This window comes from Microbacterium psychrotolerans (assembly GCF_031085295.1).
GTDB lineage: Bacteria > Actinomycetota > Actinomycetes > Actinomycetales > Microbacteriaceae > Microbacterium > Microbacterium psychrotolerans.
This window is the reverse complement of the sequence record NZ_JAVFWO010000003.1, coordinates 405,584-427,519: the sequence shown is the minus strand read 5'-3', so window position 1 is coordinate 427,519 and position 21,936 is coordinate 405,584. Positions and strand designations below refer to the sequence as shown.

The 21,936-nt window shown below is 68.9% G+C and carries 21 protein-coding genes, 1 tRNA gene and 1 pseudogene; 8 read left to right on the top strand and 15 right to left on the bottom strand.

Annotated features, from left to right (window positions below; translation table 11 throughout):
* Window positions 1–26: 26 nt before the first annotated feature.
* From Q9R08_RS11025 to Q9R08_RS11010, 4 genes are all read right to left on the bottom strand, one after another.
* A complete protein-coding gene (locus Q9R08_RS11025; protein ID WP_308868053.1) occupies window positions 27–797 on the bottom strand; it encodes an anti-sigma factor in 771 nt (256 codons plus the stop codon).
* Window positions 784–1,335, bottom strand: coding sequence for an RNA polymerase sigma factor (locus tag Q9R08_RS11020; protein WP_308868052.1), 552 nt, complete (start codon window positions 1,333–1,335; stop codon window positions 784–786). The genes Q9R08_RS11025 and Q9R08_RS11020 overlap by 14 nt, the downstream gene beginning before the upstream one ends.
* 37 nt (window positions 1,336–1,372) lie before the next feature.
* On the bottom strand, window positions 1,373–1,927 hold the full coding sequence (locus Q9R08_RS11015) for a class F sortase (protein ID WP_308868051.1): 555 nt from the start codon (window positions 1,925–1,927) through the stop codon (window positions 1,373–1,375).
* An 86-nt stretch (window positions 1,928–2,013) separates the two neighbouring features.
* Window positions 2,014–2,838 carry a DUF4397 domain-containing protein gene (locus Q9R08_RS11010; RefSeq protein ID WP_308868050.1) on the bottom strand — a complete coding sequence of 275 codons (825 nt, stop codon included), beginning with the start codon at window positions 2,836–2,838 and terminating at the stop codon, window positions 2,014–2,016.
* A 188-nt stretch (window positions 2,839–3,026) separates the two neighbouring features.
* Here Q9R08_RS11010 and Q9R08_RS11005 point away from each other — a divergent pair.
* A tRNA-Met gene (locus tag Q9R08_RS11005) sits at window positions 3,027–3,102 on the top strand.
* A 262-nt stretch (window positions 3,103–3,364) separates the two neighbouring features.
* Here the strand turns inward: Q9R08_RS11005 and mmuM are convergent.
* Window positions 3,365–4,264, bottom strand: a complete 900-nt coding sequence (mmuM, locus tag Q9R08_RS11000; protein WP_308868049.1) for a homocysteine S-methyltransferase — start codon at window positions 4,262–4,264, stop codon at window positions 3,365–3,367.
* Window positions 4,261–5,532: a trans-sulfuration enzyme family protein gene (locus Q9R08_RS10995; protein ID WP_308868048.1), complete on the bottom strand. Its 1,272-nt coding sequence runs from the start codon at window positions 5,530–5,532 to the stop codon at window positions 4,261–4,263. The genes mmuM and Q9R08_RS10995 overlap by 4 nt, the downstream gene beginning before the upstream one ends.
* 122 nt (window positions 5,533–5,654) lie before the next feature.
* Between Q9R08_RS10995 and Q9R08_RS10990 the strand changes: the two genes are divergently transcribed.
* Window positions 5,655–6,098 carry an Lrp/AsnC family transcriptional regulator gene (locus Q9R08_RS10990; protein ID WP_308868047.1) on the top strand — a complete coding sequence of 148 codons (444 nt, stop codon included), beginning with the start codon at window positions 5,655–5,657 and terminating at the stop codon, window positions 6,096–6,098.
* Between the two features lie 32 nt (window positions 6,099–6,130).
* Here the strand turns inward: Q9R08_RS10990 and Q9R08_RS10985 are convergent, their stop codons facing one another.
* Genes Q9R08_RS10985 through Q9R08_RS10975 form a run of 3 tightly spaced genes read right to left on the bottom strand, consistent with a single transcriptional unit; the run spans window position 6,131 to window position 9,971 of the window.
* Window positions 6,131–7,510: an aspartate ammonia-lyase gene (locus Q9R08_RS10985; RefSeq protein ID WP_308868046.1), complete on the bottom strand. Its 1,380-nt coding sequence runs from the start codon at window positions 7,508–7,510 to the stop codon at window positions 6,131–6,133.
* Window positions 7,507–8,919, bottom strand: coding sequence for an aldehyde dehydrogenase family protein (locus tag Q9R08_RS10980; RefSeq protein ID WP_308868045.1), 1,413 nt, complete (start codon window positions 8,917–8,919; stop codon window positions 7,507–7,509). The genes Q9R08_RS10985 and Q9R08_RS10980 overlap by 4 nt, the downstream gene beginning before the upstream one ends.
* On the bottom strand, window positions 8,916–9,971 hold the full coding sequence (locus Q9R08_RS10975; protein WP_308868044.1) for a homoserine dehydrogenase: 1,056 nt from the start codon (window positions 9,969–9,971) through the stop codon (window positions 8,916–8,918). The genes Q9R08_RS10980 and Q9R08_RS10975 overlap by 4 nt, the downstream gene beginning before the upstream one ends.
* A gap of 286 nt (window positions 9,972–10,257) precedes the next feature.
* On the opposite strand from Q9R08_RS10975, the gene Q9R08_RS10970 reads away from it, so the two are divergent.
* The 4 genes and pseudogenes from Q9R08_RS10970 to Q9R08_RS10960 all read left to right on the top strand — a co-directional run bounded on the left by Q9R08_RS10970 (window position 10,258) and on the right by Q9R08_RS10960 (window position 13,435).
* Window positions 10,258–11,781, top strand: a complete 1,524-nt coding sequence (locus Q9R08_RS10970; protein WP_308868043.1) for an amino acid permease — start codon at window positions 10,258–10,260, stop codon at window positions 11,779–11,781.
* A 27-nt stretch (window positions 11,782–11,808) separates the two neighbouring features.
* A pseudogene (locus Q9R08_RS20850) lies at window positions 11,809–12,156 on the top strand (alanine racemase); the annotation flags it as partial.
* A gap of 76 nt (window positions 12,157–12,232) precedes the next feature.
* Window positions 12,233–12,643: an alanine racemase C-terminal domain-containing protein gene (locus tag Q9R08_RS10965; protein WP_308868042.1), complete on the top strand. Its 411-nt coding sequence runs from the start codon at window positions 12,233–12,235 to the stop codon at window positions 12,641–12,643.
* A gap of 39 nt (window positions 12,644–12,682) precedes the next feature.
* On the top strand, window positions 12,683–13,435 hold the full coding sequence (locus tag Q9R08_RS10960) for an IclR family transcriptional regulator (protein ID WP_308868041.1): 753 nt from the start codon (window positions 12,683–12,685) through the stop codon (window positions 13,433–13,435).
* Window positions 13,436–13,450: 15 nt separating this feature from the next.
* On the opposite strand, the gene Q9R08_RS10955 is transcribed toward Q9R08_RS10960, so the two are convergent.
* Window positions 13,451–14,245 (bottom strand): IclR family transcriptional regulator, encoded by a 795-nt coding sequence (locus Q9R08_RS10955; protein WP_308868040.1) that lies wholly within the window; start codon window positions 14,243–14,245, stop codon window positions 13,451–13,453.
* Between the two features lie 208 nt (window positions 14,246–14,453).
* Between Q9R08_RS10955 and Q9R08_RS10950 the strand changes: the two genes are divergently transcribed.
* Both Q9R08_RS10950 and Q9R08_RS10945 read left to right on the top strand, forming a co-directional pair.
* Window positions 14,454–15,260 (top strand): nuclease-related domain-containing protein, encoded by an 807-nt coding sequence (locus Q9R08_RS10950; RefSeq protein WP_308868039.1) that lies wholly within the window; start codon window positions 14,454–14,456, stop codon window positions 15,258–15,260.
* Between the two features lie 29 nt (window positions 15,261–15,289).
* Window positions 15,290–15,790 (top strand): GNAT family N-acetyltransferase, encoded by a 501-nt coding sequence (locus Q9R08_RS10945; protein ID WP_308868038.1) that lies wholly within the window; start codon window positions 15,290–15,292, stop codon window positions 15,788–15,790.
* Window positions 15,791–15,864: 74 nt separating this feature from the next.
* On the opposite strand, the gene Q9R08_RS10940 is transcribed toward Q9R08_RS10945, so the two are convergent.
* From Q9R08_RS10940 to Q9R08_RS10920, 5 genes are all read right to left on the bottom strand, one after another.
* A complete protein-coding gene (locus Q9R08_RS10940; protein WP_418001343.1) occupies window positions 15,865–17,439 on the bottom strand; it encodes a glycoside hydrolase family 32 protein in 1,575 nt (524 codons plus the stop codon).
* A 61-nt stretch (window positions 17,440–17,500) separates the two neighbouring features.
* Window positions 17,501–18,955: a glycoside hydrolase family 32 protein gene (locus Q9R08_RS10935; RefSeq protein ID WP_308868037.1), complete on the bottom strand. Its 1,455-nt coding sequence runs from the start codon at window positions 18,953–18,955 to the stop codon at window positions 17,501–17,503.
* Window positions 18,956–18,966: 11 nt separating this feature from the next.
* Window positions 18,967–20,001 (bottom strand): ATP-binding cassette domain-containing protein, encoded by a 1,035-nt coding sequence (locus Q9R08_RS10930; RefSeq protein WP_308868036.1) that lies wholly within the window; start codon window positions 19,999–20,001, stop codon window positions 18,967–18,969.
* Window positions 19,998–20,915 (bottom strand): ABC transporter ATP-binding protein, encoded by a 918-nt coding sequence (locus Q9R08_RS10925; RefSeq protein WP_308868035.1) that lies wholly within the window; start codon window positions 20,913–20,915, stop codon window positions 19,998–20,000. Before Q9R08_RS10925 ends, Q9R08_RS10930 begins: the two co-directional genes overlap by 4 nt.
* Window positions 20,912–21,898 carry an ABC transporter permease gene (locus Q9R08_RS10920; protein WP_418001348.1) on the bottom strand — a complete coding sequence of 329 codons (987 nt, stop codon included), beginning with the start codon at window positions 21,896–21,898 and terminating at the stop codon, window positions 20,912–20,914. The genes Q9R08_RS10925 and Q9R08_RS10920 overlap by 4 nt, the downstream gene beginning before the upstream one ends.
* Window positions 21,899–21,936: the final 38 nt, after the last annotated feature.

Below are 21,936 nucleotides of genomic sequence, written 5' to 3'. Positions count from 1 at the left end.
ATGACAGGTCGTCACGTCGCGCCGCGTCAGCTGAACTCGAGCTCGCCGCGCACGATCGAGTCGCCGGAGTGGGTGGGATCGCCGTCGAGCGGCTCCTGTGAGACGTCGACGAGCACGTAGTCGCGCAGGTCGACGTCAGCGGGGACGACGAACGTGCCCTTCCTCCCGTCGAGCTCGCCGAGACTCACCAGCGCCGAGGCGTCCGCCGTGATGAGCCAGACCTCCCGGAACCCGTCGCCGTCGTCGGAGTCGTCGAGACTCACGGTCAGCGTGCGCTCTCCGTCGGAGAGCTCGGTCACCAGCGCCGTCCCCTTGGCACCGGGGTGATCGGGGAACGCGGCGAGGGTCGCCGACGCGATCTCGACCGACTGCGGCGGTCTGACGAAGCTCCAAACGCCGACGATCGCGAGGACGGCGGCGATGCCCGCCGCCAGGGCGAACATCAGCCGTCCGCCTCCCCGTGCGCGGCGCCGCTCCGGCTGCTGGTCGGCGACCGGCACCGGAGCGACCGCGGGAGTGGCCGCGATCTCGTCGGATGCCGCGGGAGTGGCCGCGATCTCGCCGGATGCCGCGGACTGCTGCGACCTGACCTCATCGAGAATGCGATCCCAGACCCGCTCCGGCGGCGCCTCGAGTTCACCCAGCGTCACCGTGGACCGGCCGACCGCCACGGTGTGCTCGAGCTCTGCCAGCTCGAGGGAGCAGGCGTCGCACGTCGCGAGGTGCTCATGCTCGGCATCCGTCACCGCTTCTCCGACGGCGACCAGCGCAAGACGCTCGGGGTCAAGGTGCGACATGAGACACCTCCAATCGGTCGCGCAAGCGGGTGAGACTTCGGCGGATGTGACTCTTCACCGTACCCAGCGGCATGTCGAGGCGCGTCGCGATCTGCTGGTGGGTGAGGTCGTCGTAGAACGCGAGCCGCACCACGCGCTGCGCGTCGGGCTCGAGGCGCTCGATCTCGTCGGCGAGCAGCAGCCGGTCTCCGAGATCGATGTCGGACGAGATCTCCTCGTCGGTCACCGCGAACCGCTGCAGCTTCTCCTGCAGCTCGCGCACGCGCCGACGAGCCTCCAGGGTGTCGGCGATGCGGCGGCGGGTGATCGTGACGAGCCACGTCGACAGCCTGCCCTTGGCCGGGTCGTACGACGCCCGCGAGGTCCACGCCGAGACGAACGCCTTCTGGGTCACGTCCTCGGCGTCCCCTCTGTCGCCGAGCACCCGCAGCGCGAGGGTGAAGACGATCGGCGACCATCGTCGGTAGATCTGCTCGAGGGCGCGCTCGTCACCGGCGGCGAAACGGCCGCACAGCTCGCGCTCTTCCTCGTCGTCCACGCTGGTTCCCCTCTGGTCGTCCGGCGCCATCGCCGGCTCACGTGATCGGGGTCGCGATGGCGACCACGTTATCCGCGTACCGGCCGGTGCGGGAGTCGAACTGCCCGCCGCACGTGATCAGTACGAGTGTTCGCGTGCCCGATCGGGCGAACAGCTCGTCGACCGGCAGGTCCGCCTTCGGGTAGTAGGTCACGCTCTGCACCTGGTAGCGGCGGACATCGCCCGCGGCATCCGTCACCTCCACGACCTCGCCCGCGGGGAGGTCGCGCAGCCGGCTGAGCGGGCCGATCGGATACTGCGGCGCATCGATGTGGGCCGAGATCACGACATTGCCGTCGGATGCCGCCGGGTCGGAGCCGAAGCGGTACCACCCGCCGATCGCGGGGTCGACCGGGAGCTCCATGAACCCCCCGGCCTCGACGCCCACGGGCACCACCGGCATGTCGACGTCGATGGAGGCGGCGACCACCCTGACCGGCGGCACAGGAAGCCGGGTGGGAGACGGGGTGGCCGCCGCGATCGGCACCTCGACGGCGGGCGTCGGGCGTACCGTCGCCGTCGCAGATGGTGCCGGCGCTGACGGGGCGGCCACTGGGGGCGAGCCGCACGCCGTCAGCGCAAGGGCGATCGCAAGAGATGCTCCGACTCCTGCGACCGCCCTGCTCATGGTCCGCGACGTCAGCGGCGTGCCCGGCTGCGCACGACGACGAGGGCGGATGCCGCCACCGCTGCCGCGACGACCAGACCGCCGATCGCCCACATCGACTGCTGGAACAGATCGCGCTGCGCGAGCTGGCCACCGGTTCCCGAGTTCACGCCGTCCGGCGCCGAGTGGAGGCCCGTGATCGTCTGCACCGCGAGCGCGAGGTTGTCGTCCTCGAGGCTGCCCCACGCGTACGCGATGGTGAGCACGCCCTCCTGCACGTCGACTGGCGCCGGCCCGATCACGGGATCGGTGGTGCCGGCCGCGGCCACGGAGGCCTCGATGGTTCCGGCGGGCAGATTCAGGGTCGCCTCTTCGGGATTGGCGAGGCCGCTGATGACCGCCGTCCCGCCCGCGAGCACATCGACGGCGGGTGCGGCCGCGTCGTGCCGCACGGTCAGGCGTCCCTCCCCCGCCGCCGTCGGCGACGTGTCGTTGACGTACGGAGTCACGGTCGGCGAGCCGGATTCGTTGAAGTGCGCGACCGCCGTGTAGTTCTTGCCGGCCTCGAGTGTGAGCGTCACCGGGCCGAGCACGGGCGAGCTGTCGTCCGCGGCGTCCGTCGCGGTGAGGGCGACCTCATAGGCGCCCGCGGGCAGATCGAGGGGGCCCGCCAAGTCTCCCGGCTGGAAGTCGTCGAGCGTGAGTGCGCCGTTGACGTACACGTCGACGGGCGTTTCGGGTATGCCGTGCAGTACCGAGAGCACGGCGTTGCTGTTCGTGGCCGCGTTTGCGGGGATGCCCACACTGAGTGCGGCGACAATGCCGGCGGCGATTCCCGCGAGAACCTTCTTGCGCACAGTCTTCCTCCTTCTCTGAGCGGCCGGTCGCCGCCTGTTGAAGAGTGATTCCTGCGGAAGGGGAGATTCGGATGCAGGAGGGCGCGAAGTTTCTCGATGAGCGGCGTCCACCGTCACATCTCTTCATCACCGGACACGCTCCGTCACCCTCGCGCACCTCGAGCCGAGGGCGTCTACGGTGGTGTCATCGCGGCGATCCGGGCGGTCCCGGGCTCCGGTTCATACCCGGCAGCGTTGCGGGTTCGACTCCCGCCGTCGCGTCCACGACTCGCTCGGATAAGCGAGCGATCTCGTAGCGCCCGGCATCCTCGGAGTATTCAAGCCGCATCTGCACGCGCGCCTTCTCACCCTGCTCGAGGGCGCCTATCTCGTGCTGGCCGGCGACCAGGTCGGCCTCGATGATCGGCTTGAGGGAGACCCCGGGCGGGACGAGGGTGCTGCGGCCGGAGAGCGTGATGGACTTCGCCATCCGGCCATGATGCGCACGATGCGTACTAATGACTTGAGTACGCAACTCGCTGGATCGTCAGCCCAGTGCGCGCGCCATCGCGGCGATGGTTGACGGCCCAATGCGACAGCATCCACCGATGAAGTGCGCGCCCGCCTCGGCCCACGCCGTCGTGAGCGCCAGGTCGAATTCCGGGTCGCCAATCCATCGACGTGCTGCGCCGTCCCACGTCTCGCCCGAGTTGGAGTAGGCGATGGCGGGTTTGCCGCTCGCGGCGGTCGCCGCCCGCACCGCCGGCAGCACATCGTCGGGTGCGCAGCAGTTCACCCCGACGGCCACGATGGAATTATGGCCGGCGGCGAGGGCGAACGCTTCGACTGCCGGCCGTCCGTCGCGAAGTCGATCCCCGGAGACCGTGCACGACAACCAGGCGGGGATCGCGAACTCGTCAGCGAGCTCCAGGAGCGCCGAGACCTCGTCGAGGTCGGGGATCGTCTCGAAGGCGAGCATGTCGGGTCCCGCGCTCGCAAGGAGTTCCATTCGCGGGGCGTGGAAGTCGCGAAGCGCTGCGCGGCTCAACCCGTACCGGCCGCGGTACTCGGATCCGTCGGCGAGCACCGCTCCGTAGGGGCCTACGGATGCCGCCACCAGACGCACTACGTCGTCATCGGCTGACTCGGCGACGTCGTCGCGCACCTCGCGGGCGATCGTCACACTCCGTGTGATGAGGTTCTCCGCCTCGGTGCGCGTCATGCCGCTGTGCACGAATCCGGCGACACTCGCCTGATAGCTGGCGGTCGTGGCGATCTGCGCGCCCGCGTCGAAGTACGCGCGGTGTACGGCAGCCAACTCGCCCGGAGCGTCGCGCAGCAGTCGTGCTGTCCAGAGTTCGTCGGTGAGATCGTGGCCACGTTCGGCGAGCGCATTGGAGAGTCCGCCGTCGAGCACGATCACGGGAGGTGTCGTCGGGTTCGTCACCTGCTCATCCTCTCCGAGCGGGTCAGGGCGGAGTCTGCCGCACGAGGCGCGACGAGGTACCCCGACGACGGGAACGTCGCGTCGAGGGCTGCGTCGAGATCTGCGAGCAGGTCGGAGGTCTCTTCGATGCCGACCGAGAGGCGCAGGTGACCGAACGTGCGGAAGGGCAGCGGGTAGGTGGCGACGCGACCGCCCTCGGTTCCGGTGTGCACGATCAGCGAGTCGTCGTGCCCGAGAGAGAAGCCCGACGTGATGAGCCGGAGGTTGGCGACGAACCGGTTCTGTGTGTCGGGATCGCCGGCGACGGCGAAGGCGATCATTCCGCCGTACCCGCGACCGCCGAATTGCCGCGTCGCCAGGTCGTGTTCGGGGTGTGACGGCAGGCCGGGATAGTAGACGTACTCCACTCGGGGGTCGCCCTCAAGGAACCCGGCGACGGCGAGCGCCGACGCCATGTGCTGCCGGAGGCGCAGCGGGAGGGTGACCGAGCCGCGGTGGATCTGCCAGGCGTTGAAAGGCGAGATCACTCCCCCGACATCGACCATGGCGTCGGCCTTGATCGGCTCGATGAGCTCGCGAGAGCCGATGACCGCGCCGCCCATGGCGTCACCGTGACCATTGATGTACTTCGTCAGGGAGTGGACGACGAGATCCGCGCCGTCGGCGAGCGGACGGTAGAAGGGCGGCGGCGTGAAGGTCGAGTCCACCATCAGGATCGCACCGGCGGTATGGGTGATTTCCGCGATCGCACTGACGTCCGCGACCTTGGTGGTGGGGTTCGCGATCGCCTCGACGCAGACGAGTCGGGTGTTCGGGCGGAAGGCGGCGCGCAGCGCGTCCAGATCGCCGACGTCGACGAAGGTCGCCTCGATGCCGTACCGCCGCGGCAGGAGTTCGGTCCAGAGCCTCCAGGTCGCCTCGTACGTGACGTCGCTCACGATGACGTGGTCGCCGACACGGACGTGCGTGAAGAAGACGGCGTGCAGGGCGGCGACCCCGGATGCGAGCGCGACGGCGTCTTCGCCGCCGTCGAGGGCGGCGAGCTTGTCTTGGAGGCCGGCCTGGTTGACGCCCGTGTTGCGGGTGTACAGCCCCGGTGCGGAGGCGGACCAGCTGATGTCGCTCGGATCGTCGGGAAGCTCGTACGAGTTCGCCATCACCAGCGGCGTGCGCAGCGCCTTCGTGGAGTCGAGGCGATTGCCGCCGTGCACAGCGAGAGTGAGGTCCGACAGGGTCTCAGCCCGTCGGCGGTCCGGTCGTTGCGACATTGCGTTCCCTACTTTCCAGCGAAGAGACGTAGCCCCTGGGCGGGCCGTTTGATGCGGCATCCTCGATCTACGGTAGTGTGTGCCATTGACACTTGCAATTGCCAATCGTGCACGGAGGCATCGTGGCCGCATCGCACCTGGACGACATCGACCAGCAGCTGCTCGCAGCGTTGACCGCGGACGCGAGGTTGCCGATGGTCGCCTTGGCCAACAAGGTGCATCTGTCGCGCAATGCGGTGCGGCAGCGCATCGAGCGCATGGAGCGCGACGGCGTCATCGCCGGCTACAGCGTCATCAGGGGAACCGCGTCGCGGCCACGCGTGACCGCGATGGTCATGGTTTATCGCGTCGACAGGATGCGGGACGATCGGGTGATCGCCGCGCTGCGGGGCATCCCGGAGGTCACTCGCTGCGACGTGCTGTCGGGGGCGTACGACCTCTTCGTGACGCTGGAAGCCGACTCGATGGATCGCGTGGGTCAGATCTGGGAGCAGATCGCCGCCCTGCCCGGCGTGGCCGACACCGTGACCGCGGTCTCGCTGTCGCGCGCGATCGATCGCCGGTGACGCTGCCGCCCGGGCAACCGGGCGGCAGCGCCTCAGTGCGCGAGGAGCGCTGCCGCCTCTTCTCGAGAGAGCTCCGTGTGCTGCGCCACCGCGTCGGCGATCGGGATGCCGGTGCGAAGCGCGTACTGAGCCGCGTGAGCGGCCGCCTCGTAGCCGATGGACGGCACCAGGGCCGTCACCGTACCGACGGACGAAGCGACGTAGCGCGCAAGCACGGTGTCGTTGGCTTCGATGCCCTCGACGCAGAACCGGCGCAGCGCCGCGACGCCGTTGGTCACCCAGCTCAGCGACTGCAGGAGCGAGTGCGCCATGATCGGCTCGAAGGCGTTCAGCTGCAGCTGGCCGCTTTCGGCGGCGACGCCGATCGTCACGTCGGCGCCCATGACCGCGAAAGCGATCTGGTTCATGACCTCGGGGATCACCGGGTTCACCTTGCCCGGCATGATCGACGAGCCGGGTTGCCTGGCCGGCAGGCGGATCTCACCCAGCCCGGCCTGCGGACCGCTGGCGAGCAGCCGCAGATCGTTGCTGATCTTCGACAGCTTGATCGCGCTGCGCCGGAGCATCGCGGACGACTGCAGGAAGGCGCTGGCATCCCAGCTCGCCTCGAACAGGTGCGCCGCCGGGGTCATCGGGAGCCCGGAACGCTCGCGGAGCCGTTCCAGAACGACATCGCGATAGCCGGCCGGAGCGGTCACTCCGGTTCCCACCGCGGTCCCGCCCAGACTGCACTCCAGCAGCAGCGGCACCGTGTCGCCGATGCGCGTCACGTCTTCGCGAATGGCGACGGCGAACGCGCCGAACTCGTCGCCGAGCGTCATCGGCACGGCGTCCTGCAGCTGAGTGCGGCCGATCTTGACGATCGAGCCGAACGCCACGCTTCGCTCCTCGAACGCCGCGGCGAGCTCCTCCAGCCCGGGCATCAGCCGCAGAAGGCCCTTCGCCACGGCGATCTTGACCGCGGTCGGGTAGACGTCGTTGGTCGACTGGCTCCGGTTCACATCATCGATGGGGTGAACCAGGTCGTAGCGGCCGCGCGGCATCCCCAGGTGCTCCAGGGCGGCGTTGGCGATCACCTCGTTGGCGTTCATGTTCGTACTGGTGCCCGCACCGCCCTGCAGCACGTCGACACAGAACTGGTCGTGCAGCTCGCCGTCGCGCACCCTGCGGCAGGCGACGCCGATGGCGTCCGCCACGCCTGCCGGCAGCAGCCCGAGCTCATGGTTGGCGGCGGCAGCAGCATCCTTCACGGTGACGAGCGCGTCGATGAGATCGGGATGCTGTGAGATCGGCGTGCTGCTGATCGTGAAGTTCTCGCGGGCCCGGGCCGTGTGGATGCCCCAGTAGGCGTCGGCAGGCACCGCCAGCTCGCCGAGCGCATCACGCTCGAGTCGGGTTTCGAGGCGGTTCATGTGTTGATGCAGACGACCTTGGGCTGGGTCATCTCCTCGTACGCGAATCGCACGCCCTCGCGACCCATGCTGCCGTACTTCGAGCCGCCGAACGGCATGCTGTCCACGCGGTAGTCGGAGGAGTCGTTGATCATCACGCCGCCGGCGTCGAGCTGCTCCGACACGCGCAGCGCACGTGTGATGTCGCGGGTGAAGGTGGCGGCGTGCAGCGCGTAGTCGACATCGTTCGCCTGCGCGATCGCCTGCTCCTCGGTCTCGAACGGCGACAGCACGACCACCGGCGCGAACGCCTCGTCAGCCCACAGTTCGCATGAGAACGGCACTCCCTCGACGACGGTCGGCCAATACACACCCCCCTCTCGGCGGTGCCCCGCGAGCACGCGCGCTCCCGCCGTAACGGCATCCTCCACGAGCCGCTCAGCGGCCTCGGCGGACGCGATGGAGATCATCGGGCCCACATCGGTGGTTTCGTCTCGTGGGTCGCCGGCCTTCAGGGCGATGGTCTGCGCCGCGAAGCGGTCGCGGAACTCCTCGTACACCTCGCGCTGCACCAGGATGCGCTGAGCGCCCACGCAGTTCTGCCCGGCAGCCCAGAACGCGCCCGACACGCACGCCTCGACCGCGGCGGGAATGTCGGCGTCCGCGAACACGATGACCGGGGCGTTGCCGCCCAGTTCCATCGCGAGCTTCTTCAGACCGGCGTTGCGCGCGATCGCCTCCCCTGTCGCGAATCCTCCCGTGAAGGAGACCATGCGCACCTCGCGGGCCGAGATGAGCGCCTGCGCCAGTTCACGGTCGCCGTGCACCACGGTGATGATCTCGTCGGGCAGGCCCGCGTCGATGAGCAGGTCGACGAGGAACCGCGCGGCCAGCGGGGTCAGCTGCGACGGCTTGAGCACGACGGCGTTGCCGCCGGCGATGGCCGGCCCCAGCTTGTGCGCGACGAGGTTCAACGCGTCGTTGTAGGGGGTGATGGCGACGATGACGCCGAGCGGCTCGCGGGTGAACCACCCGCGGCGGTTCTCGGACCCCTGGAACGCATCGAAGGGGACGACCTCTCCGGCATCGGAGCGGGCCGCGTCGGCCGACAGCGAGAGCGTCATCACCGCGCGAGACACCTCTTTCCGCGCCTGCCGGACGGTCTTTCCCGCCTCACGCACGATCAGGTCGGCGGCGATCTCGGCGCGCTCGCGCAGCAGCGCCGACGCCCGCTGGAGAATCTCGTGCCGCGCGAACCGCGACAACGACCGCGACAGCTGGAACCCGGTGCGAGCACGCTGCAGAATCTGCTCGAGCTGGGCCGGACCGTTCTGCGGGACGGCGCCGATCACCTCGCCATCGAACGGACTCGTGACGATCAGGTCGGGGTACCCGGAGATGATGGACTGCGTGTCCTCCACGATGCTCACCGGCCGGCCTCGACGCGAGCACGCTGGTGCGCGTCGATCGCGATGATGTCGGACAGCAGGGCGTAGGCGGTCTCGATGCGCCCCGCACCGGGGCCCGAGACGGTCACGGTGCCAAGCAGATCGGTGTCGAACGACACCGCGTTCGTCGGGCCGGTGACGCTGGCCAGCGGGTGCGTCAGCGGCAGCGCCACCGGCTCGACCTTGGCGGTGACCGTCCCGGCGGCGTTGCGGAACGCCGACCCGATCAGCTTGTAACGCTTGCCCTGCGCCGCCGCGTCGATGATGTCGGCGGCCGAGACCTCGGAGATCCCCCGCCGGGTCACGTCGGCCGTGGTGATGTCGGCACCGAGGAGCTCGTTGGCGAGGATCACGACCTTCAGCTGCACGTCGGAGCCCTCGATATCGGCCGTCGGATCAGCTTCCGCGTAACCGAGCGACTGAGCCTCTGCCACCGCGACGTCCAGCGTCATGCCCGACTCCATCTGGCCGAGCACGTAGTTGCTGGTGCCGTTGAGGATGCCCTCGACCGCGTTGATGCGCAGCCCTTGAAGCGTCTCGGACGCGAACCGCAGGATCGGCGTGCCGCTGACCACCGAGCCCTCGTACTGGAATGTGACGCCGTTCGCAGCCGCGAGGCGGTTCAGCTCGAGCCCGGCCAGCGCGACCGGGCCCTTGTTCGTCGTGGTGACGCTCTTCCCGCTCTCCAGCGCAGCACGCACGTGCGAGATCCCCGGCTCCCCGTCGATGGGGTTGGTGAAGGTGGCTTCGACGACGATGTCTGCCGTGCTGTTGCGGATCACGTAGTCGTTCTGCGGCGCCGCCGTTCCCCCCGGCCGGCCGACGAAGGTCTCACCGTCGGACATGGCGAACACGTCAGCCAGGTCGATGCCGTCGGCCTGCATGAGCGATCCCAGACGGAGGTCCGTGATCGCCACGACGCGCAGAGCGAAGCCGAGGTCGGCGGCGAGTTCGTCGCCACGGTCGAGGATGATCTGCGCCAGCGCACGGTTCACGCCGCCGAAGCCGATCAGCGCAATGTCATGACGGTCCACGTCGGGCTCCTTCAAGAGAATCGGGAAGAGGTTCGACTCAGCATCCCCAGCGGTCGCGTCAGCCCGCGCCTGTCGGATCGCTCGCACAGGATGTCAAACTGACCACCGCGGGGAAGGTCTGCCCGAATCGCCCTTGCACGCCGCGAATTCCCGCGGATGTCTTGTGCACCGACCCCCGCGCCCCGTAATCTGCCCGACACGCGCATCGTGCATCATAGACACATGGTTGTGATGATGTAGCACGGCGCCATCCCAACACCGACTGCCGACTCGAATGCGAGAAGTCATGAGCCCGCTGCCCCAACAGAGTGCGCTTCCGAACGCACTGCCACACACCACCGCAACACAGGTGCCGCTGCGACGACTGCAGCGCTCGATGGACGCCCGACACCTGATCATGATCGCCCTCGGCGGGGTGATCGGCTCCGGACTCTTCTTGAGTTCGGGCTACACCATCAGCCAGGCCGGCCCGCTGGGCGCGATCATCGCCTACCTCATCGGCGCGTTCGTGGTCTGGCTGGTGATGGCCTGCCTCGGCGAACTGGCGCTGGCCTATCCCGTCTCGGGCGCGTTCCACATCTACGCGGCACGGTCGATCGGTCCCGCCACCGGCTTCACCACCGCGTGGCTGTACTGGCTGTGCTGGGTCGTCGCCCTCGGCTCGGAGTTCACAGCATCCGGCATCCTGATGCAGCGCTGGTTCCCCGGCGTCGACGTGTGGGTGTGGTGCCTGATCTTCGCGTTGGCGCTGTTCACCATCAACGCGATCTCGGCGAGGGTCTTCGGTGAGACCGAGTTCTGGTTCTCGCTGATCAAAGTGGTCGCGATCGTCGCGCTCATCGTGTTCGGCGGTATGGCGATCTTCGGCTTCACACCGCTCTCGGCCGAGCACCCCGCTGCTCCGCTGTTCAGCAACTTCGTCACTCCTGATGGCCTGTTCCCCAACGGCGTCGCCGGCGTCGTCGTCACCGCCCTCGCCGTCTTCTACGCGTTCAGCGGTTCCGAGCTGATCGGCGTCGCCGCCGGTGAGACCAAGGATCCCGGCAAGAACATCCCCCGAGCCATCCGGTCGACGGTCCTGCGACTGCTGATCCTGTTCGTGGGGTCGATCACGGTGATCGCCGCGCTTCTCCCCTACGAGGATGCGGGTCTGACCAGCAGCCCGTTCGTGGACGTTTTCGAGTACGTCGGCATCCCCTACGCCGCCGACATCATGAACTTCGTCATCATCACCGCGCTGCTGTCGGCCGGCAACAGCGGCCTGTTCTCGTGCGCCCGCATGCTGTTCTCCCTCGCCGAGGAAGGGCACGCGCCGCGGGTGCTGCAGCGCCTCACCCGCCGCGGCATCCCGCTCGTCGCTCTCACCGTCAGCCTCGGGCTGGGTCTGGTTTCGCTGATCTCCAGCGTTATCGCGCCACAGACCGTGTACCTGGTGCTGGTGTCGATCGCAGGATTCGCCGTGGTCGCCGTGTGGATGTCGATCGTGGCGTCGCAGTTCTTCCACCGCCGCCGGTTCGTGCGCGAAGGCGGCGACATCACGACGCTGCCGTACCGAACCCCGCTGTACCCGGTGCTGCCCATCCTGGCGTTCGTGCTGCTGTCGATCTCGCTGGTGGCCATCGCGTTCGACCCGAACCAGGTCGCCGCCCTGTACTTCGGGGTTCCGTTCGTGGGGCTGTGCTACCTGTTCTTCTGGTGGCGCTACGGACGCCGCGGCGCGCGCCCGGTCGTCGCCGTGTCGGAGGAAGCTCCCGTCGACCTGGCCGACGACCCCGTCGCCGAAGAGCCCCTCCGTCAGCCCCGCGGGTAAACCGCGCCGACCACGCCACCGCCACGCATGAACACCACGAGTCCCGTCTGGGTCGAGATCGACGCCGGCGCCATCGCCCACAACCTCGACGTCGTACGAGGCGAGGTCAGCATCGCGACGCGGCTCTGCGGGGTGGTGAAGGCGGACGCCTATGGCCACGGCATCCCGGTCGTCCTGCCGATCCTGATGGCGGCCGGTATCGACACAATCGGGATCACGTCCAACAAGGAGGCCGGGGAGGCACGGCGGCTGGGATTCTCGGGACGCGTCATCCGCCTCCGCGCGGCGCTGCGCGACGAGATCCAGGAGGGTGGCCTCCTCGATATCGAAGAGTGGGTGGGCGGCGGCGATCACACGCGTGTCGTGACTGCCGCCGCCCGCTCGCTCGGGTGCCGCGCTCTACGCCGACACGTCGGCCGCGGTCCCTGGGTTGCGTCCGGCTATGAGGCTGGTGTCGCGCATCGCGGCGATCAACCCGTACCCGGCGGGCAGCACGGTCGGATACGACAGGGCCGCACGCATCGATCGCGACAGCCGGCGGGCCGTCATACCCGCCGGCTACGCCGACGGGTACCCCCGCACGCTGGACGGCCGGGCGCACGTTCTTGTCCACGGCGCCTTCGCGCCGGTGATCGACCGGCTGGCCATGAACAGTCTGGTGATCGACGTGACCCAGGTGCCGTCGGCTCAGGTCGGCGACGAAGTGGTACTTTACGGGCGGCAGGGATCCGCACTGCTCCGTTCCGCCGACATCGAACGGGCAAGCGGAACCATCGCCGCCGGCTCGTACACCGCGTGGGCCCGGCTGAACCGGCGCGTCGTCGTCGACGTGCCGGCTTCCAAAACGGCCCCCACCGGGTGACCGGCCCCTCGTCCATCGGCCCAGAAAGCACCCCAGATCATGAGCGCCCCGTCCTCACTCCTGCAGGGTCTCGCGCTGCTTGACGCGGCGGTGGCGCAGGAGCGATCGGGAAGGCAAGGGCACAACGCCTCACGCCTAGCCGAGACCACCGGCATCGAGCGCAGTCGCGTCTCGCGCCTTACACGCGAGCTGCGAGAACTGGGCTACCTCGATCGCGACAACGCTGCGGTGCTCAAGGCGGGCGACGGCTACTTCCGGGCCGCCGCGGCCCTGAGCCGGCCGTGGCTCCGAGCGGCACGCGAGAGTCTGCGCGTGCTCGCCTCCACGTTGGGGGTTTCGGCGCAACTGGTCGCCGCCGAGGGGCCGGGCGCGATCCTGCTCCGTTCCGAGAAGGGCCCGGGCGTCTCCGCGGACTACCTGCGCCCCGGCATCCTGACCCCCATCTGGTGCACCGGACCCGGCCGGGCCCTCCTTTGGGAACACACGCGCGATGACCTCGAAGCCCTCCTCGCCGACGTGCAATTCGTCGGAGTCGGCGGTCCGGGCGCGGCAAGATCGGTCGATCAGCTCCATCAGCTGCTCGAGCGGGACCGCAAGCTCGGCATGGTGGATGCCCGCGAGGAATACGTCGAAGGCGTGCGGGACTTCGCACTGCCGATCCGCGATCAGCGCGGCATCGTGGTCTCCATCGGCATCAGCAGCGGCGGGCTCTGGGAGCGCCGCACACGCGAAGCCCAGAGTGCGCTTCGCGACGCCTGCGCACGGCTGAGCCAGCTCATCCAGGAGTCGTGAGCAGCCCGCTCCGAGTCACTCGCCCCGAGCCTCGCCCGCGCCGAGCATCGCCGACAGACGCTGCGCAGCGTCGACACACGCCGCTCCCAGAGCCTCCGACCTCGACTCCAGGCGATGCCGTTCCCCCACGATCTGCAGGCCGGCGATGACTTCGCCCCGGAAGTCCCACACCGGCGCCGAGACCGAGTACAGGCCCGGCTCGGCCTCCTCCGCCACGATCGCGTAGCCCCTGGCCCGCGACTCCTTCAGGCGCACGAGGAACTCATCGACCGATGCGGCGGCGTTGGGACCGGCGCTGCGGAAGCTCGTGCGGCTGAACACACCGCGAACCTCCTCATCGGAGGCATCCCACAACACCGCCTGACCCGCGTCACTGCAGAACGCCGGATACGCTCGCCCGATCCACGAACCGATCAAGCGGGCGGCAGGCGGCACGCTCTCGACGATCGTGACCGTCGCATCACCCTCGAGGACTCCGAGGAAGCACGCCTCTCCCACGTCCGCTGACAGCTCGTCCAGAATCGTGAGGCCCTCGCTGCGCAGACGCCTTTCGACCAGCAGCTCCGCGGAGGCGTACCAGGCCCACGCCAGTCGGTAGCGACCGTCGGGACCTCGCGACACCAACCGCTCCTCCGCCAGCGCAGCAAGAGTGCGAGAGACCTGCGACCGGTCGCGCTGCAGCGCTCGCGCAATGGTCTGCACGGATACGCCCTGCCCGCTCGCTGCGGACATCTCAGCTACGCAGGACACCACGTCCATCCCACGGCCCATACTGGTCCGCTCGGGAGCGACATCGTCACGCAGGGTCACAAGGAGAGGATATCGAGGTGGGCCGTTGCGGCTCGGCTCACCAGGCGGGTGACGAGCGCGGAAGTGGGATGCCGCGCAGGCCGGATCTCGTATGGCTGTTGTTGTCCGTTATGTCGATAGTCAAGACCGCGGGTCGCCTACCCGCTTGCACGACTTGATGCGAGTTGCCATGAACGGCGGGCGCGCCCCTACTGGTACGTTCGGCCTCGTGACGCTGGAGCTGGGGCCAGACGACAAGCGCATGCGGCTGCGGTACGCCGGAACGTGCCGCCTCTGCGGCCAGGCGCTCGCGGCTGGCGTGGAGGCGATCTACGAGCGCGAAATGAAGACCGTGCGCTGCATCGACTGCACAGCTATCAAGGCTGCTCCCGAGCCGGGCACCGCCGGCGGATCCGCCCGCCGCGAGTACGAACGCCGCAAGGACAGTCGGGAGCAGCGGATCCGGACGAACCACCCGAAACTGGGCGGGCTGATACTCGCTTTGTCAGACGATCCGCAGAGCACGAAGGCCTGGGAACGCGGTGCCGTGGGCGAAGAGCTCATGGCCCGGCGCCTGGCCGATCTGCCCGACACCTTTCGGGTGCTGCACGACCGCCGCATCCCCGGTACTCGCGCGAACATCGACCACATCGCGATCGGCCCATCCGGCGTGTGGGTGATCGACGCCAAGCGGTACGTGGACAAGCGCCCAGCACTGCAGGTCGAAGGCGGTCTGTTCCGACCGCGGGTCGAATCGCTCCGCATCGGTGGCCGGGACGGGACGAAGCTGGTGCAAGGCGTGCAGTCCCAGGTTGCGCGAGTCGCCGCGGCTCTCGGCGACGAACTGCCACTCGTCACCGGCGTCCTCTGCTTTCTCGAAGCCGACCGGCCTCTCATCGGGGGCTCGTTCACAGTCGCCGGCGTCCAAGTCTTGTGGCCCCGGCTGCTCGTCAAGCGGATGGTTGAAGCGCCGCCCCAGACGATCGATGTCGACAGTATCCACTCCCGCCTCGCAACGGCGTTCCCGAGCGCCTGACGTCGCAACGCCTCCGATAGGGTGCTGAGGTGCTTCCCCCAGACACGGCAAGACTTCGATTTCGCCAGATGCTGCCAGCGGACCTCGACGAGATGACGGGCCTCTTGGGCGACCCCGATGTCATGCGGTTCTACCCCGCGCCGAAGACCCGCGAGCAAGCCGCGGCATGGATCGAGTGGAACCAGCGCAACTACGCAGAGCACGGTTACGGGCTCTGGATCATCGAGACACACGAGGGCGACTTCGTCGGAGACTGCGGCCTCACCTGGCAGGCAGTCAACGGGATCAAGAAGCTCGAGGTGGGGTACCACGTCGGCACACAATGGCAAGGCCAGGGCTTCGCATCCGAGGCCGCAGCGGCGTGCCGCGACTTCGCGCGCGAATACGTCGAGGCGCGGGAGCTGGTTGCCATCATCCATCCAGACAATCGCGCCTCCGAGCGAGTGGCCGCGAAGATCGGGATGCACCGCGTCGAGGACGATCAGCCGGCGAACGGTTCACGCCGAATCGTCCTGAGCATGCCCCTCTAGCAAACCCGACGGTGCTCTAGTTCAGCCCACACCACCTCAAACAGCGCAGCCGACGGGGATGCCCAGCGCCGTCGTCAGACCGCCAGCTCGCGGATGGTGAGACCGCGGAAGGTCGCCGAGCCGTCGTTGGCGTAGAGCCGGATGCGGTTGTCGCCCTCGAGCGGGAAGACCCGGTGCGAGTGCACCACGCGGCCGTCGCCTACGAAGAACTCCACGCTCGTGCGATCGACGAGGATCCGTACGTCCAGGCGCCCCGTCGACGGATCGATCGGCGTCTGCGACTCGCCCCCGGTGGGGTTGATCGTCGGGCGGCGGTTCACGTAGGTGAACGGCCCGTTCAGGAACGCACCGGCGGCGACGTGACGGCCCCCGCCCGGCGCGCGACAGACCTCGAATCCGATGTTGGAGGGCGCTGCCGCCGGGTCCCAGACCAGTTCGCACGAAAGGTCGTAGGCGAGCGAGCGCAGCTCGAGGTCACGCACGCCGGCGACGGTGACGTCGCCCAGGCGGTGCGTCTTCTTGGCGTACTGCTCGAGGGCCGCCGTCGGCGCGGAGGCGAGGTAGTAGCCGCCGTCGCCCGCGGTGAGCCGCAGATCGCGCACGATCATGTCGTCGCCGTTGTAGCCGTCGGTCGCAAGCGTGGGTGTGTTGTGGGGGTAGTCCCAGAAGTTCGCCCATCCGATTGCACGGCGCAGCGTCGGGTCTTCCGCGCCCGATGCATCGTGGTTCGGGTAGGTCACGGCGCCGTAGAAGTCGAACCCGTAGTCGAGCCAGCGCGGCTCGCCGTGGTCGGGAACGAACGACGCTCCGTCGAACGCGCCGGTCCAGTACGCGTACGTCGCCGGCAGCCCCCGCCCCTTGCCGTTGGCGCTGATGCCGAGGATCCAGTGCGCCGTGCCGTCGCCCGCGGTCATGCGGAAGATGTCGGGGCACTCGATCAGCCCCAGGTCGGTCCGCACGAACTCGCCGACGCGCCGCCACGAGCGCAGGTCGGCGGAGACGTAGAACCCGACCCGCTGCCCTTCCGCGTTCGCCATGAACCATCGACCGCGGTCGGCGTCCCAGATGACCTTGGGGTCGCGGAAGTCCGGCACGCCGGGGTTCGGAAGCACCGGTGCGTCGCCTCCGGGGCGGAACGTCCGCCCACGATCCGTGGAGTACCAGAGGTACTGCGCCTGCCTGCCCTGCGGCGCCTGCGTCACGAGCGCGATTACCGCGCCCGCGCCGTAGCCGGCGGTGTTCCGCTCATCGACGACCAGGCACCCCGACCAGCAGTCGCCGTTCCCGTTGCTGAACTTCGGGATGGCGATGCCCCGATCGCGGAACGACACATGGTCGCGCGTCGTGGCGCGCCGCCATGCGGTGCCCGCACCGCCCTCGTTGTAGTCCGCGTTGTAGAGGTAGTAGTAGTGGTACTCGCCGTCGATGTAGACGGGTCGCTGGGGGTCGTTCTTCCAGTTGTCGGGAACGCTGACGTGGTAGGCGGGGCGCATGCGAGTGCGTCCTTTCGAGGTCGTGCCGAGGACGGATGCCGCATCCGCCGCGGCGGCGGGCGCGCCTCCTCCTGCCAGGGTCAGTGTGCCCGCGAGAGCGGCGGTGCCGGCGCCGGCGAAGAGCGCGCGGCGTGAGACTGCAGTCGATTCCTCCATGGATGGCCTTTCATCTGAGGCAGCGTCGATGCTGCCTATGGGGGGTGGGTGGTGGGTGGCGTCAGTCCACGGACGCCATGCGCCACACACGGAGCGTCGCGGCGGCGCCGTCGATGTCGACCGAGACGTCCAGGGCGTCCTCGCGCGTCGGATATGCGCGGGCGGCGAGCGGGATGCCGTTCGCGAACGCCTCCAGGGCGGAGTGGTCCACCACGAGGCGCAGACGCACGGTGTCGCCGGCGAGGCCGACGACGCCTGCGAGCGGCTTCGCGTCGACGGTGTCGTCGAGGCTGGACCGGCTGCGGTCGAGCGAGAGCTCGATCTCATCCCCGGCGCGGCGCAGGCGGTACACGGTGCGCTCCGCGCGGTCCGCGGTCGCGCGCACGGCGAGCTCGATCGAGGCGCCTGGTGGAAGCGTCGCGTCGAGTTCGATGTCGAGCTGGTCGCCGCCGACATCCGCCGCGCCGACCTCGCCGGCCGGGCCGTCGTAAAGCAGCTCGGCGCGCAGTGCATCGACCTCGGGCGCCGGCGCCTGATGCAGCGAGCCGTCGGGGCGCCCGGTCACGACGCGCGGCAGCGACATCACCCCGGACCAGCCGGCCGCGACTGCCGCGGCATCCGTTCGTCCTTCCTGCATCCACCCGAACATGAGCCGTCTGCCGGTCGCGTCTCGCATCGACTGCGGCGCGTAGAAGAACCGTCCGCCCAGGTCGAGCCGGTGCAGCGCCAGGGGTTCGAATCGGTCGCCCTGGTACCGGCCGGACCAGTAGAGCGGGTGGTGGGTCACCCCGTCGTCCCATGCGGAGAACACCAGGACGTCCGCGCCGTCTACGGCGAACAGGTCGACGCACTCCCACATCGTTCCGGTCCAGTCCGGAGCCGTCCGCGGCCGGCCCGCCGCGTCGCCGACGAGGAGCGGACCGAGATAGTTCCACGAACGCAGGTCGTCCGATTCGTAGAGCAGTGCCGTGCCGCCGACGCCGCGGATGCCGGCGCCGATGATCTGCCGCCATCGGCCGGTTCCCTCCGCGGCCTGCTCACGCCACACGCAGTGGTCCCGGAAGGCGACGATGTCGAGATCCCCGGGCGGTGCCGAGATGACCGGGTTCCCCGGTTCCTTCGTCCATTCGACGAGGTCATCGGACCCCGTGGCGACGCAGGGCAGCTCGACCTCGGCGTGGCGCCCCGAGTAGACCAGCGTGGGCACTCCCCCGTCGTCGACGAAGACGCCGGACCAGCATCCGTCGACGTCGGGACCGGGGGTCGGCTCGAGCGCGATCGGCAGGTGCTCCCAGTGCACGAGGTCGGTGCTGCGCGCATGGCCCCAGTGGATGCGGTCGTGCACGGGCGCGTAGGGGTTGTACTGGTAGAAGAGGTGGTACCAGCCGTCCCTCTGCGTGAGCCCGTTGGGGTCGTTGAGCCAGCCGGCGGGCGAGACGAAGTGGAACGCGGGCCGGTGCGGGTCCGCGGCAGCGAGCTCCAGGAGACCGGATGCGGTCCGGCTCGGAGTGGTCATCGGATGCGTCGTCATGCGGCGTTGTTCTCCTGATCGTGTGCGGGCTGTTCCAGGGCGGTTCCCGGGGCATCCGACGGGGGTGCGTAGAGTCCGCAGCGCACCCAGTGCTCCGGCTGCTCACTCAGCCGGTGGAACACGGCACGTTCGTTCGAGCAGGGCTCCGTCGTCTGCCCGGACCAGCGACAGACGGTCGGATGCAGCACCTCGCGACGCAGTTGCGCACGTTCGACGGAATCGAACGGGTCGGTGCGCTTGGGGTCCGGTACGGCAGAGATGAGCAGGCGAGTGTAGGGGTGGGACGGGTTGGCCAGCAATTCCATGGCATCGCCGCCCTCGACGAACTCGCCGGCGAACATCACGACGATGCGATCGGCGAGGTACCGCGCCGACGCGAGGTCGTGCGTGATGTAGAGCATCGAAATGCCCTGCTCCTCGCAGAGCGTGCGCATGAGGTTGAGCACCCCGATCCGCACCGAGACATCGAGCATCGACGTGGGTTCGTCGGCGAGGATCAGCCGCGGGTTCACCGCGAGGGCGCGGGCGATCGCGATGCGCTGCCGCTGGCCGCCGGAGAGTTCGTGCGGGTAGCGGTCCAGCATCTCGTCCGGAAGACCGACCTTCTCCATCAGCCGCCGCTTGGCGTGTTCCAGCGCGGCACGGCCCGATGCGGCACCGTGGATGCGCAGCGGACGCTCGAGGAAGTGACCGATCCGGTGGACGGGATTCAGCGACCCGAAGGGGTCCTGGAAGATCATCTGCACCGCTGAGCGGTACTCGCGGGTCGCGCGCCGCTTGGAGGTGGCGATGATGTCTTCGCCCTCGAAGAGGAAGGTGCCGGCCGACGGCTGCTCGAGGCGGGCGATGCAGCGCGCCAGTGTGGACTTTCCGCTGCCGGACTCGCCGACGAGCGCGACGACCTCGCCGTGGGCGATGTCGAGGTCGACGCCGCCGAGGGCGCGGACCCGCTTGCGGGAGAATGCGCCGCCGATGGTGAATGTCTTCTGCAGCCCTCGTGTCGAGAGCACGGGGGTCTCGGGTGCGGTCATGAGATGGTCTCCGTGATCAGGGAGTCGTCGTCGCTGGGCGCCACCCAGTGGGTGGGCGTGATCGGTTCGAGATCGGGGATGTCGTGGAACCTCACACCTTCGCCGAGGCCCTGCAGTCGGGTGCGAGGACCGGACATGGGCGGGAAGGCGTTCATGAGGGCGCGGGTGTAGGGGTGCTGCGGCGTGTCGAAGATCTCCTCGGACCGTGCGGTCTCGACGAAGCGCCCCGCGTACATCACGGCCATCCGGTCGGAGAGCTCGACCATGAGCGACATGTCGTGGGTGATGAAGAGGATCGCGAACCCCAGCTCGCGCTGCAGGTCCTTGATCTGCGCCATGATCTCCTGCTGCACGACGACGTCGAGCGCCGTGGTGGGCTCATCCATGATGAGCAGTGGAGGTCGCAGTGCCGTCGCCATCGCGATGACGACTCGCTGCCGCATCCCGCCCGAAAGCTGGTGCGGGTACGAGCGCAGTCGATCCCGCGGGATGCCCACGAGATCGAGCAGTTCGCCGGCGCGCGCGAGCGCGGTCTTCTTCGATACGCCGTCATGGGTGGTGTAGATGTCGACGATCTGGTCGCCGATCGTCATCACGGGGTTCAGCGCGTTCATGGCGCTCTGGAAGACCATGGCCACCTTGCGCCAGCGGAACTCGCGGAGCTCCTCGGCGTTCAGTGCCAGCACATCGGTGCCGGCGAAGCGGACGGACCCACCGGAGATAACGGCGGGGTCCCGCAGCAGCCGCAGGATCGCGTTGGCGATCGTCGACTTCCCGCAGCCGGACTCCCCCGCGAGGCCGAACACCTCGCGCTCGGCGATCGAGAAGGACACTCGATCGACAGCGCGCACCGTGCGGGCCTCGGTGACGTATTCGACGGAGAGATCCTGGATCTCGAGCAGCCGGGCGGTCATCGCGCCGTCTCCTTGCGTGTGCGGGGGGCGACACGCGTCGGCGCGTCGGGGGTGGTGCGGCGGCGCGGCCGACGCAGGCGGGGGTTTGTCGTCTCGTCGACCCCGTAGTTGACGAGCGCGAGCGCGAAGGCGACGAGCGCGATGCACACGCCCGGAGGAACGAACACCCACCAGGCTCCCGTCAGCAGGGCGCCGTCGTTGCTCGCCCAGTACAGGTTCGTACCCCAGCTGATGGTGCTGATGTCGCCGAGACCGAGGAACTCGAGGCCGGCCTGCGCCCCGATGCCGAAGATCACGCAGGCGAGGAACGTGCTCATGACGATCGACGCCATGTTCGGCAGCATCTCGCGGAACATGATGCGCAAACCGCCCTCGCCGGTGACCTGCGAGGCGGCGACGAAATCCTTGCCGCGGATCGACATGGCCTGCGAGCGCAGCACGCGGGCGGACCCCGCCCAGCCGGTGATGACGAGCACCAGGATGACGGTTCCAAGACCCTGCGGCAGGAACGCCGCGAGGATCACGAGCAGCGGCAGGCCGGGAAGGAGCAGGAACACGTTCGTGACGAGCGACAGGACGTTGTCGATCGTGCGTCCGAGGTACGCCGACGCGAGGCCGACGAGAAGTCCGACGAACGTGGCGAGGATGCCGACGGTGAAGCCCACGAACAGAGACGACCGCGAACCCCAGATGTTCAGCGCCAGCACGTCCTGCCCCTTGGCGGTCGTTCCCAGCCAGTGCTCGGCCGACGGCGGCTGCGAGCCGAAGCCCTGGATGAGCGTGGGATCCCCGGGAGCGAGGACCGGAGCGAAGACCGCCATCAGCACGAAGAGGATGAGGATGACCAGGCCCGACGCCGCCTTCGCGTTGCCGAGCAGGCCTCCCAGGAGTCCGCCTCCGCCGCGGCGGCGACGCGGAGGCGTCGGCGTGGTCGTGACCTGCCCATCGGGGCCGGGCGGGCTGCCGAGTTCCAGCTCGGCCATGGCGCGGGGGTCTTGCGCGAGTGACATCACACCCTCCG

Excerpts from the sequence above, each read along its gene's own strand:
- Q9R08_RS11025 (WP_308868053.1), bottom strand. The coding sequence starts at position 797 with ATGTCGCACCTTGACCCCGAGCGTCTTGCGCTGGTCGCCGTCGGAGAA.
- Q9R08_RS10995 (WP_308868048.1), bottom strand. The coding sequence starts at position 5,532 with ATGTCGCAACGACCGGACCGCCGACGGGCTGAGACCCTGTCGGACCTC.
- Q9R08_RS10985 (WP_308868046.1), bottom strand. The coding sequence starts at position 7,510 with ATGAACCGCCTCGAAACCCGACTCGAGCGTGATGCGCTCGGCGAGCTG.
- Q9R08_RS10970 (WP_308868043.1), top strand. The coding sequence starts at position 10,258 with ATGAGCCCGCTGCCCCAACAGAGTGCGCTTCCGAACGCACTGCCACAC.
- Q9R08_RS10960 (WP_308868041.1), top strand. The coding sequence starts at position 12,683 with ATGAGCGCCCCGTCCTCACTCCTGCAGGGTCTCGCGCTGCTTGACGCG.
- Q9R08_RS10940 (WP_418001343.1), bottom strand. The coding sequence starts at position 17,439 with ATGGAGGAATCGACTGCAGTCTCACGCCGCGCGCTCTTCGCCGGCGCC.
- Q9R08_RS10935 (WP_308868037.1), bottom strand. The coding sequence starts at position 18,955 with ATGACCACTCCGAGCCGGACCGCATCCGGTCTCCTGGAGCTCGCTGCC.
- Q9R08_RS10930 (WP_308868036.1), bottom strand. The coding sequence starts at position 20,001 with ATGACCGCACCCGAGACCCCCGTGCTCTCGACACGAGGGCTGCAGAAG.
- Q9R08_RS10925 (WP_308868035.1), bottom strand. The coding sequence starts at position 20,915 with ATGACCGCCCGGCTGCTCGAGATCCAGGATCTCTCCGTCGAATACGTC.
- Q9R08_RS10920 (WP_418001348.1), bottom strand. The coding sequence starts at position 21,898 with ATGGCCGAGCTGGAACTCGGCAGCCCGCCCGGCCCCGATGGGCAGGTC.